Source organism: Pseudomonas sp. MBLB4136 (genome assembly GCF_051904765.1).
GTDB lineage: Bacteria > Pseudomonadota > Gammaproteobacteria > Pseudomonadales > Pseudomonadaceae > Aquipseudomonas.
On record NZ_CP196713.1, the window covers coordinates 3,446,060 to 3,465,849 of the forward strand.

General features: G+C 61.4%; 19 protein-coding genes. 4 read left to right on the plus strand and 15 right to left on the minus strand.

Annotated features, from left to right (window positions below):
- Nucleotides 1–40: 40 nt before the first annotated feature.
- From ACSX1D_RS15625 to ACSX1D_RS15655, 7 genes are all read right to left on the minus strand, one after another.
- Complete coding sequence (locus tag ACSX1D_RS15625; RefSeq protein WP_439859379.1) at nt 41–1,315, minus strand: cytochrome P450; 1,275 nt, start codon at nt 1,313–1,315, stop codon at nt 41–43.
- A gap of 161 nt (nt 1,316–1,476) precedes the next feature.
- Nucleotides 1,477–1,980 (minus strand): carboxymuconolactone decarboxylase family protein, encoded by a 504-nt coding sequence (locus ACSX1D_RS15630; protein ID WP_439859380.1) that lies wholly within the window; start codon nt 1,978–1,980, stop codon nt 1,477–1,479.
- A gap of 25 nt (nt 1,981–2,005) precedes the next feature.
- On the minus strand, nt 2,006–3,181 hold the full coding sequence (locus ACSX1D_RS15635) for a thiolase family protein (protein ID WP_439859381.1): 1,176 nt from the start codon (nt 3,179–3,181) through the stop codon (nt 2,006–2,008).
- Nucleotides 3,178–4,083 carry a 3-hydroxyacyl-CoA dehydrogenase gene (locus ACSX1D_RS15640; protein ID WP_439859382.1) on the minus strand — a complete coding sequence of 302 codons (906 nt, stop codon included), beginning with the start codon at nt 4,081–4,083 and terminating at the stop codon, nt 3,178–3,180. The genes ACSX1D_RS15635 and ACSX1D_RS15640 overlap by 4 nt, the downstream gene beginning before the upstream one ends.
- A 13-nt stretch (nt 4,084–4,096) precedes the next feature.
- Complete coding sequence (locus ACSX1D_RS15645; protein ID WP_439859383.1) at nt 4,097–4,951, minus strand: fumarylacetoacetate hydrolase family protein; 855 nt, start codon at nt 4,949–4,951, stop codon at nt 4,097–4,099.
- Nucleotides 4,951–6,027, minus strand: a complete 1,077-nt coding sequence (locus ACSX1D_RS15650) for an amidohydrolase family protein (RefSeq protein WP_439859384.1) — start codon at nt 6,025–6,027, stop codon at nt 4,951–4,953. Before ACSX1D_RS15650 ends, ACSX1D_RS15645 begins: the two co-directional genes overlap by 1 nt.
- Before the next feature lie 318 nt (nt 6,028–6,345).
- Nucleotides 6,346–7,074, minus strand: coding sequence for a TetR/AcrR family transcriptional regulator (locus ACSX1D_RS15655; RefSeq protein ID WP_439859385.1), 729 nt, complete (start codon nt 7,072–7,074; stop codon nt 6,346–6,348).
- A 177-nt stretch (nt 7,075–7,251) separates the two neighbouring features.
- Here ACSX1D_RS15655 and ACSX1D_RS15660 point away from each other — a divergent pair, with 177 nt between their 5' ends.
- Complete coding sequence (locus ACSX1D_RS15660) at nt 7,252–8,883, plus strand: ATP-dependent acyl-CoA ligase (protein WP_439859386.1); 1,632 nt, start codon at nt 7,252–7,254, stop codon at nt 8,881–8,883.
- A 117-nt stretch (nt 8,884–9,000) separates the two neighbouring features.
- Here ACSX1D_RS15660 and ACSX1D_RS15665 read toward each other — a convergent pair whose 3' ends face one another.
- Nucleotides 9,001–9,801 carry an SDR family NAD(P)-dependent oxidoreductase gene (locus tag ACSX1D_RS15665; RefSeq protein ID WP_439859387.1) on the minus strand — a complete coding sequence of 267 codons (801 nt, stop codon included), beginning with the start codon at nt 9,799–9,801 and terminating at the stop codon, nt 9,001–9,003.
- A gap of 107 nt (nt 9,802–9,908) precedes the next feature.
- Here ACSX1D_RS15665 and ACSX1D_RS15670 point away from each other — a divergent pair, with 107 nt between their 5' ends.
- On the plus strand, nt 9,909–10,667 hold the full coding sequence (locus ACSX1D_RS15670; protein WP_439859388.1) for a DUF2889 domain-containing protein: 759 nt from the start codon (nt 9,909–9,911) through the stop codon (nt 10,665–10,667).
- Between the two features lie 30 nt (nt 10,668–10,697).
- Here the strand turns inward: ACSX1D_RS15670 and ACSX1D_RS15675 are convergent, their stop codons facing one another.
- The 4 genes from ACSX1D_RS15675 to ACSX1D_RS15690 form a co-directional block, all read right to left on the minus strand.
- Nucleotides 10,698–11,273, minus strand: coding sequence for an aromatic-ring-hydroxylating dioxygenase subunit beta (locus ACSX1D_RS15675; RefSeq protein ID WP_439859389.1), 576 nt, complete (start codon nt 11,271–11,273; stop codon nt 10,698–10,700).
- 55 nt (nt 11,274–11,328) lie between these two features.
- Nucleotides 11,329–12,726: an aromatic ring-hydroxylating dioxygenase subunit alpha gene (locus tag ACSX1D_RS15680; RefSeq protein WP_439859390.1), complete on the minus strand. Its 1,398-nt coding sequence runs from the start codon at nt 12,724–12,726 to the stop codon at nt 11,329–11,331.
- Nucleotides 12,727–12,896: 170 nt separating this feature from the next.
- Complete coding sequence (locus ACSX1D_RS15685) at nt 12,897–13,874, minus strand: fumarylacetoacetate hydrolase family protein (protein WP_439859391.1); 978 nt, start codon at nt 13,872–13,874, stop codon at nt 12,897–12,899.
- Nucleotides 13,875–13,917: 43 nt separating this feature from the next.
- The gene (locus ACSX1D_RS15690) at nt 13,918–14,619 is read right to left on the minus strand and encodes an SDR family NAD(P)-dependent oxidoreductase (protein ID WP_439859392.1); all 702 of its coding nucleotides are present in this window, start codon (nt 14,617–14,619) and stop codon (nt 13,918–13,920) included.
- A 138-nt stretch (nt 14,620–14,757) separates the two neighbouring features.
- Between ACSX1D_RS15690 and ACSX1D_RS15695 the strand changes: the two genes are divergently transcribed.
- Nucleotides 14,758–15,156 carry a Zn-ribbon domain-containing OB-fold protein gene (locus ACSX1D_RS15695; protein WP_439859393.1) on the plus strand — a complete coding sequence of 133 codons (399 nt, stop codon included), beginning with the start codon at nt 14,758–14,760 and terminating at the stop codon, nt 15,154–15,156.
- Complete coding sequence (locus tag ACSX1D_RS15700) at nt 15,156–16,346, plus strand: thiolase family protein (protein ID WP_439859394.1); 1,191 nt, start codon at nt 15,156–15,158, stop codon at nt 16,344–16,346. The genes ACSX1D_RS15695 and ACSX1D_RS15700 overlap by 1 nt, the downstream gene beginning before the upstream one ends.
- A 30-nt stretch (nt 16,347–16,376) precedes the next feature.
- On the opposite strand, the gene ACSX1D_RS15705 is transcribed toward ACSX1D_RS15700, so the two are convergent.
- The 3 genes from ACSX1D_RS15705 to ACSX1D_RS15715 all read right to left on the minus strand — a co-directional run bounded on the left by ACSX1D_RS15705 (nt 16,377) and on the right by ACSX1D_RS15715 (nt 19,788).
- Nucleotides 16,377–17,171, minus strand: a complete 795-nt coding sequence (locus ACSX1D_RS15705) for an IclR family transcriptional regulator (protein WP_439859395.1) — start codon at nt 17,169–17,171, stop codon at nt 16,377–16,379.
- Between the two features lie 107 nt (nt 17,172–17,278).
- A complete protein-coding gene (locus ACSX1D_RS15710; RefSeq protein ID WP_439859396.1) occupies nt 17,279–18,907 on the minus strand; it encodes an MFS transporter in 1,629 nt (542 codons plus the stop codon).
- Nucleotides 18,904–19,788, minus strand: coding sequence for a fumarylacetoacetate hydrolase family protein (locus tag ACSX1D_RS15715; protein ID WP_439859397.1), 885 nt, complete (start codon nt 19,786–19,788; stop codon nt 18,904–18,906). The genes ACSX1D_RS15710 and ACSX1D_RS15715 overlap by 4 nt, the downstream gene beginning before the upstream one ends.
- Between the last annotated feature and the right edge of the window lie 2 nt (nt 19,789–19,790).

Consider the following 19,790-nt stretch of genomic DNA (forward strand, 5'->3'; position numbering starts at 1 on the left):
CGCCGCCTTTCAGGCACCAGGTCACTCGAGCATCACAGGCTCAATCCCAGAGCACATGCACATGGTGCGGCCCGCGCAATTGCGCACCGATGATTTCCGGCGCCGGCTTGCTGGGATCGAGGCGGATGTTCGGCATCAGGTCGAGAATTGCGTTGAGCGCGCACTGGATTTCCGTCTTGGCCACGAACTGGCCGATGCACATGTGCGGACCGAAACCAAAGCCGAAGGACGGCCGTACGCGGCGGTCGATATCGAATACATCGGCCTTCTCGAAAACATCCTCGTCCCGATTGGCCGACGTGACGATGCACGAGACCATCGCCCCCTTGGGGATGGCCACCCCGCGTATCACAGTATCTTTGGCCGCCTGGCGCACCTTGAAGGTCGCCACCGGCTCGTAGCGCACCGCCTCGTCGATGGCCTTGGAAACCAGACTCCGATCATTGCGCACACGCTCGAGTACCGCCTGGTTCTGCAGCAGCAGCGTCATCAGCGTGCCGAAGGTACGGGTGGTGGTTTCGCTGGCGGCAGGCAACAGAGAGCGCACGAAGGTGGCGATCTCGTGATTATCGAGCGAGCGCCCCTCGTATTCCGCCCGAATCAACCGGCAGATCAGATCATCTCCCTCGGCGCCCTGGGCTCGACGCTCGGACACCACCACCTTGACCACATCGTAGAGCGCCTGGGCCGCCTCCATCGCCGCGCCACGGGCAGCGGCGGCCTTCTCTGGATCGACCTGCGGGCCAGCCAGGATAGCCAAGGCCCAGGCGGCATACTTGGCGATTTCCTCCGGCCGATCTTCCGGGAAACCGATCAGCGAATAGATCACGCGGATCGGAAAATACAACGCGAAATCCATGAGGTCCGCAGCCTTGCTGGGCACCATGGGTTGCAGGTATTCCTCGCGAATTACACGGTCGATTTTGGCTTCTTTCCAGCGGTTGACCGTCTCCGGCATGAACACCGGCTGCAACAGGTTACGCATACTCTTGTGCGCTTCGCCGTCCATCGCGGTAAGGATCAAACCGTCAAAAAACGAGCCCAATCCCTCCGCAATAAAGCCGCTGGTGAAATTTGTGGCGTCACGCATAACGGCCATGACGTCGTCGTACTTGAACAGCGTGAAAGTCGGCCGATCGGGATCGAGGCCGGCGATCGACGGCACGCCCAGGCGCGCCATGAAATTGTCCGCAAGCACTGGGCTTTTTTCGCGCATCTCACGGTACACGGCGTGCAGGTCGACATCGCTACCGCGGTAGTTGCTCGCCACGTTGGCGAACACCTGCTCTAGATTACCTTCAACTGGGGCAGACATGGTCGTCTCCTTATTGTTGTAAGGGGTCGAGAGATCGACCCCACGGCGCACAGCGCTGTGCATGAAGGCAGAGCACCTGCCCCTCACTATTTTGAACAGTTTATTTCATTCTGATCATTTAGATAGAGTACCTAAGGAGCGAATGGCTACAAGCCGCTAGGTCAATAGGCCTGCTGGACATGAGTCAGGCGCCCGCCAGCCAGCATCAACGCGCAGAACATGTTGAGTTCCGCAACCTGGCCGGGGCTGAAGAACTCCGCCAGCCGGGAATAAAGCTGCTCATCGACAGCGAAATAGTCACCCGCAAACAGCTCGGCGAAACGCAAGGCTGCCTGCTCGGCCGGTGTGAAGCGTTCGCTATCGCTGGACAGACAGGCGATGTCCTCTTCACTCACCGCATCGGATTTGCGTGCCAGCTGGCACGCTTGACAGGCAGTGATGCCGGCAATCTTCAACCTCAGCAGCTCACGCAGGCGCTCGCTCAGGAGACTGTCTCGATAGAAACGCTCCAGGAGCTCCAGCCATGCCAACGCGATGGCCGGCCGATTCGCCCAGGCCTGAACCGGCCTGGACGAACTGAGCACGCGGCTTTCCAGCCCACGCGCGATGGCCTCACGCAACTCAGCCGGCATTTCCTCCAGCGATACCAGGGCAACCCGGGACACGCTCAACGAACTCCCGCGGACATAATCAGTCGATCCGCTCGATGATGGTCGCGGTGCCCATGCCACCGGCACAGCAAATCGCCTGCAGGCCATAACGGGCACCCCGGCGCTCCAGTTCGTTCAGCAGGGTAGTCAGCAGGCGAGCGCCGCTGGCGCCAAGCGGGTGGCCGAGGGCAATGGCTCCTCCGTTGACGTTCAGCCGCTCATGCGATACGCCGGTTTCGCGCATCCAGGTCAGGGGTACCGATGCAAAGGCCTCGTTTACCTCAAAAAGGTCGATGTCATCCAGCGTCAACCCTGCGCGGGCCAACACCTTGTGGGTCGCAGCGATAGGCCCGGTGAGCATCAGCGTCGGATCGGCTCCCACGGTGGTGAAAGCGCGGATTCGCGCCCGCGCCTTGAAGCCACACCGCTTCGCCCTCTCGGCCGACATGAGCAACAACGCCGCGGCACCGTCGGATATCTGCGATGAGTTGCCGGCCGTAATGAGCCCCGTTTCAGGACGAAAGCTGGTCTTCAGGGTCGACAGTTTCTCCCGCGAGGTGTCGCGGCGAATCGTCTCGTCCGCCTGCAGGTCGGCCACAGGCTCCCTCAGCGCCCTCTCCCGCAGCGCCTCGACCGGCACGGGCACCAGTTCATTGGCGAAGTAGCCGGCATCTGCAGCCCGGGCGGCGCGACTGTGGCTGGCGAAGGCGAAGTCGTCCAGCTCATCTCGGCTGATCGACCACTTGTCGGCAATACGCTCGGCCGCCTCGCCCTGACTCGTCAGCTCGTACCTGTCCGCAGCCATCCAGCCAAAGGCTTCGCCATGAATCTCGCGATTGCTGCCCATTGGCACCCGGCTCATATTCTCCGCACCACCGGCCACGACGATATCTGCCGCACCAGCGGCGATTGCCCCTGCGGCCACATGCACGGCCACCTCACCGGAACCGCACTTGCGGTCGAGCGTCAGTCCCGGAACCGTTACCGGCCAACCGGCGCCCAGCAACGAGGTGCGCGCGATATTGGCAGACTGTTCACCGATCTGCGTCACGCACCCGAAGACCACATCGTCGACCTGTTCAGGGGGTAGGCCGACCCGTTCGACCAGGGCCTTAAGCACCAAGGCCCCCAAGTGATCGGCCCGCACTCCGGACAAGCTGCCACGAAAGCGGCCGACCGGCGTGCGGACCGCATCTACGATAACAACGTCGGTCATAGCGCACTCGCCTTGAGGCCCGAATTAGGTACCTGCTTGCCGTTCTCGTATCGGTAGACCCCCTGCCCTGACTTGCGCCCCAAGCGACCGGCAGCGACCATCTTGATGATCAGCGGACAGGGGCGGAACTTTTCACCCAGTGACTGGTGCAGATACTTCAGTACCGAGAGGCGGGTATCCCAACCTGTTAGGTCGCCCAGCTCCAGCGGCCCCATCGGGTGGTTGAAGCCCAGCCGCAGGGCGGTGTCGATATCCTCAGCGCTGGCGGTTCCTTCCTGCAGCATGTACATGGCTTCGTTGCCCAACAGGGCAGACATGCGGCTGGTGGTCAGACCCGGGGATTCATTGACCACAATGGAAGTCTTGCCCATGGCATCGCACAGCGCCCGGGTGCGCACCACGGTCTCATCGCTGGTCGCCAGTCCGCGGACCATTTCGACAAGTTTCATCTTGTGCACGGGGTTGAAGAAGTGCATGCCAATCACCCGCTCTGGGCTGTTCAGCACCGCAGCGATCTCGGTCACACTCAATGCCGAGGTGTTGGTGGCGATGATCGCGTCGGGCGCGAGCAGCGGCTCGGCCTGGATGACAACGGCCTTCTTCACGGCAAGCTGTTCGGAAACGGTTTCGACCAGACAGGTGGCCCCGATCGCCCCTTCGCCGAGGTCACTGCAGGTGACCAGGCGCCCCAAGGAAGCCTCGGCAGACTCGGCGCTAACCTTGCCTAGCTTGACTCCATCGCTGAGGATCTTCTCGATGCTGCCTTTGGCGCGCGCCAGCGCGTCGAGGCTGGTGTCGACCAACAGAGTGTCAAATCCGGCGCTGGCGAAACCGTGTGCAATACCGGTACCCATCAAGCCGGCACCTACGACTACTATTTTCTCTTCTTTGTTAATGGTCATGATTCGCTCTCGGTTAGCTGCTGGACTTTTCGCTCACGACATTGCGCAACGAACCAATGCCTTCGATTGCCGCTTCGACGACATCCCCTGGATTCAGGAATCGGCCCGTGCCCATTCCCACGCCGGCAGGCGAGCCGGTGAAAAGGATGTCGCCACAGGCAAAGCTGGAGCGCTGCTGGACGAAACGGATCAATTGGCCGACATCCCAGGTCATCTCGGTGGTCGAACCATTCTGGCGGATCTCGCCATTGACCTTGAGGATCAGACGCAAGCCGGGTGAACCCGCCGGGAACTCGTCCTTGGTGACGATCCAAGGCCCCACGCCGGTGGTCCGGTCCTGGCTCTTGGCGGCAAACAAGTCCATGCCGATGCCCGCCGGGCCGCTTCGCTGCAGATCGCGGGCGCTGACGTCATTGCCCACGGTGTAGCCCAGCACGCATGCCAAGGGGTCTTCCAAGTCGATATCGGCATTCCCGATCACCGCCACCAACTCCACCTCATGGTCGAGCTCTGCGGTCAGCGGTGGGTAGCGAATAGGATCGTGTGCACCTATCAGCGCCCCATAGGCCTTGAGAAAAGCCACCGGCTGCACCGGGGAAGACAGACCAAAGTCCTCGGCCAGATGCTTGGCATAGTTGGCCCCCGCTACCACTACCCGGTTAACCGGCTCTATCGGTGGCAGCAAGCGAACCTTGGACAAGGCCAGTGTCACGCCAGAAAGACGCAACGCGCTTATGCCTGCTCCTCTAGCAACCGCGGGCGCCCAGGTGGAGAACTCGGCGTCGATGGGATGCACTTCGTCCCTGTCTGGATCGACCACGGCCCAGAACGTGCCCGTCTCGTGGTAGGAACAACGAGCAAGCTTCATCAGACACCCACCTTGCCCACTTTGGCCGGATCGAGGTGCAGCAGCTCGCAGGCATTCTTCCAGCGGATCTTCTGCAGATCTTCATCCGACAGGCGCAGCCCTTCGGTGAGGTCATGGCGAACCGCGTCGCTGCCGCCAAAGTTGGACCCGTAGAGCACCCGATCGGCACCGATCACATCGACCATGGCCTGCCGCATCGGCAGCTCATGCAGCTCCACGTCAAAATAGAAGTTAGACAGATAGTCCAGGAATGGCTTCTTGTTGTGGTACTGATCCAGATTCGGGTTGGTCTGAGCCATACGCCCCAACTGATAAGGCACGAAGCCGCCGCCGTGGGTGATGTACACCTTCAGGTTCGGGAAGCGATCCAGCACGCCACCATTGATCAGGTACCAGAAGCATTTGGTTTCGTCGTAGTTCATACCGACGATAGCCGTGGTCTCGTAACGATCGGTGTTGGCCTGCTTACCCCAGGTCACGGACTGGTTGTAGCCGTGCACGAAGATTGGCACATCGAGATCGCAGAGCGCTTGCCATACCGGATCCAGTTCAGGCGAGTCGTACTCCATGCCACCGAAATTAGAGCCACCGGCGACCAAGCCCTTGGCCCCCAACTCGGTAACGGCACGCCGAATTTCCTTGGCCGCCTCATGAGGTACGTTCAATGGCGCATGGGCCCAGAACATCAAGCGATTGGGCGCCTGGGAACAGTAGTCGGCCAGAACGTCATTGACCTTGCGGGCAAACGGAACGGCAAACTCAGCCTCGGTCCAGTACATGTAGCAGTGGCTCGGCACCGACAGCACTTGGGCGTCCTGGCCCGCCGCGTCCATGGCTGCCAGGCGGTTGCTCGGGTCACGCCACTTGGCCATGTATTCCTCGACGTTCAGCGTCTCACCACGAGCATGCGCCTCACGCAACGCCTTCTTACGCTCCGGTGCACCGAGCGACAGAATCCAGTCCCCCACACGCAACTTGATGTCGCCATCGGGCTGAGATTCAAAGGCCGGCCCCCAATAGGGGTGCTGGTCATAGTAATCGGGATGGGGAGCATGAGCGTGCAGGTCGATAAGCATATTCGGTACCTCTGAAGGTGGCACTTTTGTGGTTTTGGGATGCTGGGTTCGTGGTCCTGCAGACACAGCCACGGCGCCTGAATCAACGCCTGCCGAGCCCGCATCTATCCCAGAGCATAAAATCAAATTGAGCAGAAATCAAAATTCTGTTCATTTTATTTTCAAAAGATGCTCATACCCACGCACCCGCGCCACCTCGCAGGCACGGCAAAGCCGCGACTCTGCCTGCCGCCGGAACATGCTTAGGACTGGATAGATGTAGCGCGAGTGCGGCAGTGGCCCTCAGTGCTGAAGGCCAGGCGCATCAGGGAGAACGCGTCAGCGACGCGAGCGGGAGGAGGAGCCGAATGTCAGAGCAGCCACCAACTTCTTGACCCGCACCGGCAGAAGACGACGGCTCGCCCCCTCCGGCACCAGCACCTCGCTCAACACGTAGCGGATGATCATTTCACAGATCAACTCACGATCGAGCTTGACCCCGAGACGGGCATCCCACTCGTCGAAAACTATGTCGAGCAGATCCTGAAAGCGCACGATTGAGTCGTGAAAGATCCGCCGGAAGAAGCCCAATGCATAATCGGGCGCCACCACCAACAGGCGCCGGGCTCGGCTTTGCTCGAGGTAAGTGTCCAGATAGGCGATCAGTGCATTTAATCGCGCATCAGGATCGGTGATATCACCGAGGATCTCGGTCAGGGAGCTGTGGAAGCTGTCGCGCTTGTGCCGGGAAAAAGTATCCAGCAAATCCTCCTGGGAGGAGAAATAGCGATAGAAGGTGCCCCGCGAAACCCCGGCCACCTGGCATACGTCGAGGATCGAGATGCGCTCCGCTCCCGAGCGCAGCACCACCTCCTCGGTGGCTGCCAAGATATTGCCGATGGTTTCCTCCGAGCGCCGATTAGGCTTTACCTGTGCACCGTTCGTCGATCTCACGCCAGTTGTCTGCGCGACTTTCTTGACGGTTGGAAGCGCCTTGCCGGCCACGGACGACTTCTTGCGGGCAGGCGTAGCAGCCTCGGTTTCTTCAGGTCTGGCGCGCTTTGGCATTGATGGCTATCCCCATAGCTAAATGAAAACCACATTATCACAGGACTTGAACCAATATTTCGGTTTCTGTTCAACTTTTCCTGAAGACATTCCGTAAATTTGAATTTAGAATCACATTCTCCCCTCAAAATAAAATCTGCATCCCATTGATGGATGGGCCGCCAAAGGAGGCAAGTCATGAACGGTACCGGGCATCCGGACACATGGGCAGTGGGTGAAAAAGACACTGTCATCGCAGCGCTAGATCGCGCCGTAGCGCGGCATCCAGACAGAATCCTGTTGGATTTCAGCGGAAAATTATACACATACTCCGATGTTGACTCCCTGTCGACCAAGATGGCGCACGCCCTGGCCGCCCTGGATGTGAAGCCAGGCCAGACCGTACTGACCATGCTGGACAACAACATCGATGCGGTCGTGTGCTGGCTGGCGATCAACAAATTGTGCGCCGTCAGCGTACCGATCAATACCGCCCTTAAAGGCGAGTTCCTGCGACACCAGATCGCCGACACCGGCACGCACCTGGTCATCTGCGAGGCAGACTACCTGCAACGCGTCACTCCCCTCGCCGATCAGCTCGGCGATGTGACTCAGATTCTCTACCGCGGCACCCTCGAGGAACCGGTTGCCTGCAGCATCCCGGTCGACGCCCTCGATACCTACCGCGGCACCGACGCAACCCCCTTCAGCACCAAGCCGCAGCCCTCCGATCTGGCATGCTTGATCTACACATCTGGAACGACCGGCCCTTCGAAGGGCTGCATGATCAGCTACAACTTCATGTGCAATCTGGCCCGCCTGCAACTACGCGCAGGCCCGGCCACCGAAGACGACGTGACCATCACGCCACTGCCGCTGTTTCATATGAATGCCCTGTGCGTCAGCATCATCGCCAGCATTATGGTGGGGGCACGAGCCGCCATCCTGCCGCGCTTCTCGGTGTCCAACTTCTGGCAGGAAGTGGAACGTTCCGGTGCGACCATCGCCTCGATCCTCGGCGGCATGGGCGGCCTGCTGGCCAAGGCACCAGACAACGATGCGATGAAGCGCTGCTTCGGCCAGATCCACACCGCTCGGGGCAATCCCTATACAGAGGAAACCAAGAATATCTGGCGCGAACGCTTCGGCACGCCGTTGGTCGGCGGCAATGGCTACGGCCTCACCGAAGCCTGCGTCATCACTTCGCTGGCAGCTGGCGAGTATGCCGCGCCGGGGTCCTCGGGTAAGCGCATCCCTGACTTCGACGTACGCATCGTCGATGACAACGACCACGAGTTGCCGGCTAACACTGCCGGGGAGATCGTCGTCCGCCCTCTGCGCCCCGACATCATGTTCCAAGGCTACTGGAAGCGCCCGGAGGACACTCTCAAGCTGATGCGCAACATGTGGTTCCATACCGGCGATATCGGCAAGTTCGATGATGAGGGTTTCTTCTACTTTGTCGACCGCAAGAAGGACTACCTGCGCCGCCGCGGCGAGAACATTTCCAGCTTCGAAATGGAAGCCGCTTTCGCTGTGCACCCCGCCTTGGCAGAGGTCGCGGTGCATGCCGTGCCTTCGGACAAGGGCGAAGACGATGTCAAGGTGACCGCCATACTGCACGAGGGTGCACGACTCACACCGGAAGAGCTGTTCCGTTGGGCGACCGACTCGGTGCCTTACTATGCCCTGCCCCGCTACATCGAGTTCCGTAGCAGCCTGCCGAAGAATCCCCAGGGCCGCATATTGAAGTACCAATTGCGCGATGAAGGGAAAACCGCCGGCACCTGGGATCTGGAAGACACCGATATCAAAGTAGTGAAAAACTAAGGCATCGCCCATACCGCGAGGAAACGACTCGCGGCAGGCGTAACGCCAGATGGATCAAGGGGTGCACATCACCGTGCCCCCCCCTTCTGTGCCGTACCGACGCGGCACAGCCATCGATCAGTACTCCCGAACCGGAACCCCTGCCGGGCGCGAGTTGTAACCGGGCAGATGCAAGCCACCATCCACATGGATGGTTTCTCCGGTAACGAAGCGCGACATCTCCGAGGCAAGGAACACCACCACAGGCCCGATATCCTCTTCCGGCTCACCACAACGCCCCAGCGGCCGTAACGCCGCCGAATGCTCGGCGAACCCGGGATTCTCCGCCGCCAGCTTGTGAAAGGTCGCGCCCATGGCCGTCGGAGCGATAGCGTTGACCCGGATATTGAAGCGCCCCCATTCCGATGCGGCACTGCGCGTCAGGCCGACCACGGCCGACTTGGCAGCGTTATAGTCACCGTGCAGCCAAGCCCCTACTTCGGTGTCGATCGAATAGAAGTTGATGATCTTGCCGCCACCGCGCGCCTGCATGTGCGGCAACGCCGCCTTCATCGACCACCAGGCCGCCCAGACAGTGGAGTTGAGCGTCTGCGCGAGCATGGCATCGGTCTTTTCCTCCAGCAGCACGTTCGGCGTCGGCGCGAAGGCATTATTGACCAGAATATCCAGGCCGCCAAACTGATCGACCGCCGCCTGGATGGCCGCGTCGATATCGCCCTTGCTGGAGACATCAGTCTTTATGAACAGCGCACGCGCGCCTAGCCCCTGCAGCTCTTCGGCCACAGCCCTGCCGCTTTCCACATCGAGTTCGGCAACCACCACGGCGGCACCTGCCTTCGCGAAGCTATGTGCTACGCCCCGCCCGATACCACCACCGGCGCCCGTGATTAACGCCACTTGCTCGCTCAGCAGCCCCATAGGGAACTCCTTCTTGTTTTAAGTAAACATTTTATGTATTTATGTTCAAATATACCCTAAGCAAGCGTCACAGGCACGCAAAGAAGATCTGTATAGGATAGATAGAAATGAGCACCTTTCGCCGTCGGGTGGACATCGCTTCGGCACAGCATCACACCACAGGTGAGGTGCGCGCAGCCCTGGAAGACGACTTCCACCATTTTCGCGTCTGGGCACGTCACGAGCATGGCGTGCTCAGCGCCATTGACGGCGAAGCGCTGCGCTATCCCTATTCCGCTTGCCGGCAGGCGACCGATCAGCTGCAGCAATTGCTCGGCATGCCTCTCGATACTATTGCCCATTCGGTAACCCGTCAGGTCGACGCGCAGCACCAGTGCACCCACCTGCTCGATCTGGCTGGCCTGGCCATTGCCTGCGCCGCCAAACGAACCACCGGGCGCCGGTACGACATAGAGGTGCCTCAACGTGTCGACGGACACACCAGGGCGACATTGCGGCGTGATGGCCGTGAACTGCTGGTCTGGGAGGTGCAGGGCTCAGTCATCCTGGCCCCCGCCCCTTTTTCCTGCATCGACTTACGCGCGGGCATGGCACGGTGGGCGCTCCACAACCTGCCTCCCGAGGAGGCGGAAGCAGCGCTGCTGCTGCGACGCTGCACGCTGATATCCCTGGGCAGGATGCGCAATCTCGATGCCCAGGCGCACGCCGCCAGCACTGGACTTTGCTACAGCCAACAACCGGCGCGAGCCGCACTCGCATCAAGGATGATCGGCTCGACCTGGGATATTGGTTCGCAATCGACCCTCTGTACCGACGACCAGCTCTGGCTCAGCCAATTGAATACGAACTATGCCGGTTCCACCTGAAACCGGCTCCGGCACAGTCCAGGGCGCCTGCTAGAGGAACACCGCCAGGTTAGGCGTGCCCAACACGGCCTGGTCGATGATGACCTCACGCCGCGCCAGCTTGAAGCCGTCCTCGCCGAGGCGCAATACATCTCGGCGCTCGCCGCTGACGATGTCGACATGGTGATCCTTGAAGCGATTGCGGGTCAGCAACAAGTAGCTGGTCACCACAAACTCGTCGGGCTTGTCGGTCTCCTCGACAAACACGTTGGTCACGAGCCGACGCGTACGCGAGGGCGGATCCTCGGCCCAGGCGCTCTTGCCGGAAAGACGAAGTATGCGCCCCATGATAGAGCGATAGTCGTCATGATAGTGCTGCACGCTACGCACGATGCTCGCCGGCTGCTCTGCCTGCACGCGGGTATGCCGCAGCGGCACGGTGTAGACCAGGTCGGTGGCGAGGCGTTCGCCCCACTCCTGGAGGCGGATCTGATCCAGCAACGTGGCCTCTTCATAGAGAAAGGTCAGCACTTGGTTGTAGAGATCCGAACCGACCGGCACACGCTTGATCCCGACCGGCGAGCCCGGCTGGATCTGCGCAGAATCTCGTTCTTGAACTTGAGCCATGAGGAAACTCCCTGAAGCTAATTGTTATGACCGAGGGATGAAGGGGAATGAGCGATCAATCTTCCGCCGTCATCAGCTCATGCCAGTACAACCACCAGTGCCACTGGGTATCGTCTTTGGTGAAGCCTTCATTGACGATACCCGGCCCCGGCCACCCCTCCGGCGCACCGGTCTCGAAGCAGGCCTGGTATTTCAAGGTGCTTTTACGCCCCATCGCGCCCTTGGCGGAAAGCGTCATGTGCGGCCAGGTATCGGAGTCGTCCTGCTCGACCATGCCCGACGTGCCGAACAACTGGATGGTCTGCTTGAGCATCTTTTCGCGCAGTTCGGCCGGTGCGTCTTTCTCGGCGAAGATCCAGTTGACGAATTCCAGCTTGTCCGGCCCGTGAGGCACGTAGGCGTGAAGGGTCATGGAACCGACGACCGAACCGTCAGGCTGCGGTATGTAGACAAAACCGAAGAGAATGTTGGGGAACATACCGCCGACTTGCGGCGGCATGGTGGTCAGCACCTGCAGCTGCTCATCGCTCAGGTTGCGCGCGAGCTGCTCGACCATGTCGCGGGTCATGCCGGCCGGCGGTAAGGCGTCGAGCTTTTCCTGCACCGACAATTCGGCCGGATCGAGTCCGGTGAGACGCTTGATCTTGCGCGCCAGATCGATGCAGCGCAGCGCATGGCCATGCGGCGAGCTAATCTCCACGCCGATCATTTCCGGGCTCAGATCCGTACCTTCACCTTCGCCCTCGCCTTTCTTGGCGTAGTTGCCGACCTCGCCGAGCCAGCGGTGCAACGTCAGGGTGTGGAAGCCGTCAGCGGCCGATTGTTCACCGGCAGTCTTCCAGTTGGCATTCACGATGAAACGCTGCGGTGGGCCCAGCACCTCCATGCCCTTGTCGCTGCGACAGAACAGCATGTCGTAGTACCACTTGGCGTCGCCGAGGAATTCCTCGAAGGACGGCCCCTCGATATTCCAAGTGGCGAAGATAAGGCCTCCGTAGAGCTTCACTCGCGCCTTCTGCAGGCCCAGTTCCTCCTTGGCCATCATCTTGCCGTGCATGCATTCGCGCTCGACCGGTGAACCGATGAAGTCGCCGTTGGGGCGGAAGGCCCAGCCGTGGTAGATGCACTTGTGGATCTGCGTATTGCCGCAATCGGCAGTGCTGATACGCATGCCGCGATGTGGGCACACGTTGAGGGATACGAAGACTTCACCGTTCTTGCCGCGCGCGACAATCACCGAATCCGAGCCCATGTCACGCACGACGAAATCTCCCGAACCGGGGATCTCCGACTCGTGCCCGAGGAGAACCCAGGTCTTGCCGAAGATCTTCTCCATCTCCAGCTCGTAGATTTCCCGATCCGACAGCACACGCATCTGCACTTCTCGAGTCGAGGGGTAAATCAGATCCGAAACCTTGGTTCCGTCGGACAACACAGGGCTTTTTGTTAGCATGATTGCCTCCTGTAAAGGGCGCCGCAGCGAATGAAGCCACGGCTAAATATAAGACACTTTTAACAAAAATGTATAGCCATTGAGCTTTGCATCAAGATGAACATTCATCCATGCGCACCTCCGGTCCTGCTGGGCGCAGCGCTCCTTTCGGAGCTAGGCCGCGCCAGCCATCAGACACGGGTGCGCAGCACGCCGATGCCGTCGACCTCCAGCTCCACCAGATCACCTGGCTTCAGGTAGCGCAGCTGCTCCAGGCCACAGCCATTGCCGACCGTGCCCGAGCCTAGGAACTCACCGGGATACAGCGTCTCCGAACGCGAGATATGGGCGATGACATCCTCGAAACGCCAGCGCATGTCACGGGTATTACCACGCCCCCACTCCTCGCCATTGACCCGCGCCAGCATGTTCAGGTCGTAGGGGTCTCCCAGCTCATCTGCGGTCACCAGGCACGGCCCCATGATGTTGCCGGTGTCGAAATCCTTGCTCTTGGCCGGACCGAGCATGCCGGGCATCTCCTTGGCCTGGGCATCCCGCGCGCTCATGTCGTTGAAGATGGTGTAGCCGACGATGTGCGAACGCGCGTCCTCGCGGCTGATGTCCTTGCCGCGCTTGCCAATGTAGCAACCGAATTCCAGCTCGAAGTCCATCGCCTTGCTGAAACTCGGCCATTGGAATTCGTCGTCCATGCCGATAACCGCGAAGCGGTTGCATTTGTAATAGATGGGCTGGCGATTGAAGGTGTCGATGACGCGATCGTCGGCCTTGGTATTCATCGCCTTCAGGGTCGCCTCCGGGTCGGGCGTGCGCAGTGCTCGTGCTCGGCGTGCGGCGGCGAAGCTCTGCCGCAGGTGCAACTCGAAACAGGAGCAGTCGCGCATCTGCGGTGGCGGCTGGATTGGCGCCCGCAGCCTGACGGCGGTGCGCTGCAGCACTGCGCCTGCAGGCGCCTGTGCTTGCAGCGAACGGGCCAGCTCGAGCGCCGGCTCGCCAGCCTCGACCAGCGCCAGCACACTGGCAAGCTGCGCGCTTTCACGCCCCTGGAGGGTACGGTAGGCCTGCTGCAGGTCGAGCACTGCCTGGTCGTTGTCGATCAGCGCACCGGCGCGTTCGAAGCCCGCACCATCGGTAAAGGTCACTAGTCGCATTGGCCGTCGACTCCCATGGAAAGCAGCCGGATGGATGCGCGATTCATACGCGCCCACTCACAGGCAAGCACGCGCCCGTGATCGCCGCCGCCTCGTCCGACAGCAGGAAGGAGATCACCCCGGCCAGCGCAGCCGGCGACACCCAGCGACTGGCATCGGCGTCCGGCATGTCTGTGCGATTGGCAGGGGTATCGATGATGCTCGGCAGCACCGCATTGACCGTGACCCCCTGATCCTTCAGCTCTTCGGCCAGCGATTCGGTCAAGCGGGCCACGCCGGCCTTGGAGGCAGCATACGCCCCCATCCCCTGGGTCGCCTTCAGCGACGCCAGTGCTCCGATGTTGACGATGCGCCCGGCGGGCGACGCAAGCAGATGCGGCAACGCTGCCTGACAGGTCACGACCGCTGTCCTAACGTTCATCTGGTACATGCGATCCCAGGTCTCCAAGCTACCGGACTCCAGGGTTTCCCAAGCAAAACCACCAGCTACGTTGACCAGCCCATCGATGCGACCGAAATGCTCGGCAACTCGCGCCAGTGCAGCCTTGGCCGACTCGGCAGAGGTCAGGTCGACGCTCCCCAGAGGCAGCAGATTCTGCACGTCGAGTAGAGATTTCGGAGCGTCGGCACGGTCGACTAGTGCGACCCGGGCTCCGCGCTCAAGCAACGACTGGCCAAGGGCGCTACCCAATACGCCGAAGCCGCCGGTTACGATGACATTCCTGCCTTGCAGAGGCTGGGACATATGTATGTTCCTCTTGTTGTTTACCGTTCGGCCATAGCCAGCATAGCCAGTCAGACCGATAGAAATATGACACTTTTCAAAAATATGTACAAATGCTAACGTTGAACGTGAGTCGAAACCACACCTCGGGAAACTTCGATGCCAAGAAAACTACCCGCCCTCAATGACGACAATCGTGCCTTCTGGCAGGGCGGTGAGCGCGGTGAACTACTGATCCACTATTGCGGTGGCTGCACGCGCTTCTTCCACCCGCCGGGACCGATCTGCCCCCATTGCGCGAGCCTGGAGGTCGAGCCTCGAGCTGTATCCGGCAGAGGCAAGGTGCTCAGCTATACCCTCAACTACCAGCCATGGATCGCCGAACTCGAAGTTCCCTACGTCGTCGCGATCGTCGAGCTGGCCGAGCAGCCGGGCCTGCGCTTCGTCAGCAATGTCGTAGGTATGGACCCGCTCGCGGTACACATAGACATGCCGGTACGGGTCAGCTTCCTGAACGTCGAGGACGTCTGGCTGCCACTGTTCAAAAGGGATCAATGATGTTCGATCGTCGTTATGAGAAAGAGGTCGCCATCACCGGAATCGGCCAGTCCGAAGTGGGCCGCCCGTCGTCTAAGTCGGCCATGCGCCTGACGATCGATGCCTGCCTGGAAGCCATCGCCGATGCCGGACTCGAGCGCAGTGACATCGACGGTGTGGCCTGCTGGCCAGGCGACAACAACAATGGTGACCCCTTCTCACCAGTCGGTCCAAGCGCCCTGAAAAGCGCCCTGGGGCTGAACGTCAACTGGTTCGGCGGTGGCTACGAGGGTCCTGGACCGCTGGCGGGGGTGATTAACGGTGCCATGGCCATTGCCGCAGGTTTGTGCAAACACGTACTGGTCTTTCGCACCATTACCGAGGCATCGGCACGTGTGTACAACAAGCAGGCAGGGGCTCTCAGCAACAAAACTCAGGGTCGCGACAGCAGCTATGCCTGGCAGTGGTTTACGCCCTTCAATGTGCTGTCCGGCATCAACCTGATGGCCCTGTATGCACAGCGCCACTTCCATGAATATGGCACGCAACCAGAACAGCTAGCGCAGATTGCCCTGACCTGCCGGCAGAACGCCCAGCGCAACCCTAAGGCAATCTATCGCTCACCGATGACGATGGACGACTACATGCAGTCGCGGATGATTTCCACACCGCTGCGCATGTTCGATTGCGACGTGCACTGCGACGCTTCGACCGCCATTGTCCTGTCGCGCCGGGATGTCGCGCGAGACACGCGCCAGCCGCCGATCCGCATCGAGGCAATGGGCGCGGCACTGAACCAGCCCTGGTCTTGGGATCAGATTTCGCTGACCGAAATGGCCGCCTTCGATGTCGGCAAGATGATGTGGGCGCGCACCGACTACCGCCCAGAAGATGTCGATTCGGCACAGTTGTATGACGGTTTCTCGATACTCACCATGATCTGGCTGGAGGCCCTCGGCCTCTGTCCGGTCGGGCAAAGTGGCGAGTTCATCGCCGGCGGCAAGCGCATCGCCTTGGACGGCGAGCTCCCCCTCAACACCAATGGCGGACAGTTATCGGGCGGGCGAACCCATGGCCTCGGTTATGTCCATGAAGCCTGCCTGCAGCTGTGGGGCCGAGCGTCTGGCCGACAAGCCGCCGATCAACGTGTCGCTGCGGTCGCTGCGGGCGGCGGGCCGCTGGGCGGCAGCTTGCTTCTGGTGAGGGAGTAACCGGCCCGATGCCGCCATCACTCCCCGCCTTCAGAACAGCGCTGTCGCCAGTTCGGAGCAGAATTCGACAAGCGCCGCCCCTAGCTTTTCGATACCCTCTTGGTCTCGCTGCCCACGGAACATGACGGCCGAGACCGTAAAGTCGATTGAGCCCGAGGGCGAGTACACCGGTGCGGCGACGGCAAGGATGCCGACCGAGAAATGCCCATCGTCGATCGCCCAGCCACGCTGCGCGGCCAACCGCACCTCCTCCCGATACGCTTCGAAAGCGAGCGGCCGCGCCCAACGAATGCGTTCGAAATTCGCTCGGACCTCTGGATCGTCGAGATCTACCTGAGTAGCGAACAACCTGCCGCTGGCGCCCATCAGCATCGGCAGGCGCTGGCCTTCTGCCATATCGATACGCACATCGGCAGGGCTGGCAGCAGAACTGACAATGACAATACGATCGGGTCCCACCCGTCGCCACAGCGTCACCGTCACCCGCTGCCTGGCCGCAAAATTTTGCAGCAACGGCTTGGCCAACTGCACACGTTGGCCCTGGGTCACCAATTGCTCGACTAGGCGGGCCAGCCCGGCCCCGGCCGAATAGCGCTTAGACAGTGAATTGAAATCGACGACATCCTCCATCACCAGCGTGCGCAGAATATTGAAGCAAGTGCTTGGATTGATCGAAAGCTGCCGGGCGATATCGACCGAACGCTCCGGCGTACCAATCTGGCTCAGGTGGCGGAGTATGCGAATCGCATTGGCGACTGGCTTCACCGTGACCACGGGCGCAGTCTTGTTTGAATCATTGGGCATTGCGACGTCTGGGCTGTCCATAGGCGCTTCTCGGATGACTTGGCTCGGGGAGCAAGCATTCTATACCCAGAACACAAGACTTCAGATAGTTTGATGTTGAAATTCATTTACCGCTGATCACTAGCCAATCAAAAAGCGCGATCCAGGGCCTGGTAGATATAACGCCTAGTGGCCCCACGCCCGAGTTTGAACTTGGTCAAGTGCAGTTCGAGTGACTCATCAGCCCGCGTCATTCGCTCCCTCTGTCGCAAATAATCCAGCCAAGACTCGACGATAAAGCGCTCGACGTAATGATTGATCTCGGCCAGGTCACGATATAGCCGCCAGTTCTGCGCGCCATTGCGGCGCCGCGACTGGCCGACTGCGTAGACGATGCGAAGGAAGTCGTCACGCTCGCCATCGCCCACCCGGTAGCTGATCTCCACGCAGACCGGTCCCTCGCCATGGGCTACTTCGCCCGCCAGCACCAGCTTGTCGGTCTGCTGGGCGTCGGCGAAATCCGCTTCCCGGCCCATGGTAATAGTTTCTCCGCGGGTCAGCAGCACCCCCAGCAGGAGGCTCGCCGCCGACAGCAGCAGGCTGTTCTGCAGGCCCAGGTACTGCGCCAGCGCGCCCCACAGCGCGCCGCCTACGGCCATCGAGCCCATGAGCACCAGCAGATATACCGAGGCCACACGGGCACGCACCCAGTTCGCCGCATAGGTCTGCACCACAGTGGAGATGGTCGCGTTGACCGCCATCCAGCCCGTGCCGGCGAGCAGCAGCATCGCGCAGACCACCACCTGGCTGTGCGACAGCGCCGCCGCCAGGGTTGCCGCCGTGAAAGCGAAGGCACCGGCGACGATCAGCCGACGCAGGGTAAAACGGCGATAGGCACTGGTCAGGCCGAGGGCGGCCAGCACCGCGCCGGCACCCATGAAGGCCATCAGCAGGCCATACCCCCCGGCGTCCAGGCCCAGTTCGTTCTTGGCCGCCAGCGGCATCAGCGCCCAGAGGGCGCTGGCGCAACTGGTGAAGACGAACACCTGCTTGAGCGCACTGGATAACACCGCCGAGTGGCGGATATAGCGCAGACCGCTGCGCATGCCGCCGACCAGGGTTTCCGGCGGCAGCCCGTCCACACGGGCTTTGGCTGGCAGGCGGATGATGATGAAGACAATTACCGCGACCATGCACAGGGCGATGACCAGAAACACCGAGGCGCTATTCCACCAGGCGATCAGCGCGCCGGCCAGGGCCGGGCCCAGGGCGCGGGTGGCATTGATCGAGATGCCGCTGAGAGATACCGCGGCCGGCACCTGCTCGCGCGGTATCACGCCGACCAGCGTGATCATCCAGGCCGTCATGCCCAGCGCGCTGCCGGTGCCGAGGACGAAAGTGAACAGCAGCAGCGACCAGGCTTGCAGCAGGTCGAGCCAGGCCAGCAGACAGAGCACCGCGGCCGCGCCGAACATCGCCGACTGGGTTAACAGCAGCAGTCGTCGCGGGTCCATCCGATCGGCAAGCACCCCGCCCGGCAGGCCGAATAGGAACACCGGCAAGGTGATTGCGGTCTGCACCAGCGAAACCATCAAGGGCGAGGTCGACAACAGGGTCATGATCCAGGCGGCGCCGACCGTCTGCATCCAGATCGCCATATTGGTCAGCGCACAGGCCAGCCACAGCCCGACGAACAGCTTGTGGCGCAGCGGAGCCCAGAACGAGGCGTGCTCCGCCCCTGTTGCGCTCGCCCGGGCACCTTGCCTGCCCATGCTCATTCGCCGGCGGGCAGCCCCAGCCGCCCGACCTCCCGCGCCGGATGCAAGCGGCGTGGCGCACCGACGCGGTTACGCAGCTGGCCGATGCCCTGGATGTGTGCCTCGACCAGGTCGCCGGGCGCCAGAAAACGCCCGTTTTCCAGACCCACGCCATGGGTCGAGCCGGTGAACAGCAAATCGCCGGGGCGCAGCGCGATGCGTGCATCGAGGTAATTGAGCAACTCGTCGACGGGAAAGATCATGTTGCGGGTATTGTCCTGCTGGCGGCGCTCGCCATTGACGCTCAGGCTCATCTCCAGCGCCGGTTGCCCGGCACCGCCCAGCTCGTCGAGCGCGACGATCCAGGGCCCGACTGGCGTGGTGCGGTCCATGGCCTTTTGCGTGAGCAGATCGAGACGCCCAATCTGCCGGCCGGCATCGCGCGCACTGATATCGTTGCCGACCGTATAGCCGAGCAGGCAACTGCTCCCCTGTGGCTCATCGAGCAAGGGCCGGGCGACCATGGCCACCAGTTCGACTTCGTAATCCAGCTCGGCCGTCAGCGGCGGGTACTGGATGTCGTCCAGCGGGCCGAGCAGGGTCGCATCGGTTTTCAGGTACGCCAGGGGATGCGTGGGCACAGCGCTGCCCAGGTGCTGCAGATGACTCAGGTAATTCAAGCCAACGCCAAACACCCGGGCACCTGGCTGCAGTGGCGGCAGCAGCCGGCAGCGCGCCAACTCGATAGGTTCCTCGGCCAGGTCCAGCGCGGCAGCCCCTTGCCTGGCCAGCATTGCCACCCACTCGGCAAAAGGCGCACGAATGCGCCTTAGCGGTCCGGATGGCGACGCCAGCAACGCCCAGAAGGCTTCACCGGCGACCTCGACACGTGCCAGGCGCATTG